The organism is Oleiphilus sp. HI0125 (genome assembly GCF_001635355.1).
Map to the genome: position 1 here is coordinate 1 of NZ_LWGF01000078.1, position 812 is coordinate 812.

Below are 812 nucleotides of genomic sequence, written 5' to 3' on the forward strand. Positions count from 1 at the left end.
CGATACGCAGAGCTTCATAAGTTCGCCCTTGTCCGCTTCGGTATGTTCAATGACGCCCGGCCATTGAAGAATCTCTAAGCTTGAAGGTTTGGCGCTGTGCTCAATATTGGAAGAGATCTCGCTCAGCGCATGATTGAGCTGCTTTAAGATGTTTGTGTTGATTGCGATGTCTTCATTTGCATGGTCGTTTGCTTGCCATTTCAATGAGCAATCTAATTTACCTCGTGCCAACTTTTTACGTAGTTGCTCGCGAAGCTGTCCTTCAGCTTCCCTAAATTGTTCTGGAATACGAAAGTTCGGCTCTAAGTAGCGGTGATTTACACTGCGAATTTCCCAAGTCAATGTGCCGCCTTCTGTGTTTGCTTCTTGTCGTGCAAACGCGGTCATACTTTTTATCATGAAGCTTCTCAAAGTGGTTTTGTAAACGTCTGAGAATCATAGTGGAAAGTGAGGGCGCGAGCCACGACAGAAAGTGTTAAACTCGCCGCAAAATTTTTCTAGTTTAGTTTATTTTAAGGGAAATGATATGCGTCCAAGTGGCAGAGCGTTAGATCAAGCGCGCGCAATTAAACTTACTCCAGGATATACAAAACATGCAGAAGGATCTGTGTTGGTGGAGTTTGGTGATACGAAAGTAATTTGTACTGCATCAATTGATGAGTCGGTGCCTCGCTTCTTAAAAGGTGAGTGTAAAGGTTGGATTACAGCAGAATATGGCATGTTGCCGCGTTCAACTGGGTCGCGCATGTCACGTGAGGCGGCGCGAGGTAAGCAGCAAGGTCGAACAGTTGAAATTCAACGTTTGATTGGCC

2 protein-coding genes are annotated in these 812 nt (G+C 45.2%); one reads left to right on the forward strand and one right to left on the reverse strand.

The window, feature by feature from the left end; all coding sequences use genetic code 11:
• Positions 1 to 387, reverse strand: a 387-nt coding sequence (locus tag A3762_RS01290) for a YicC/YloC family endoribonuclease (RefSeq protein WP_304439248.1), incomplete at its 3' end; no start/stop codon positions are given.
• Between the two features lie 139 nt (positions 388 to 526).
• Between A3762_RS01290 and rph the strand changes: the two genes are divergently transcribed.
• Positions 527 to 812 (forward strand): ribonuclease PH (gene rph, locus A3762_RS01295; RefSeq protein ID WP_068753727.1); only part of this gene is annotated, 286 nt, incomplete at its 3' end.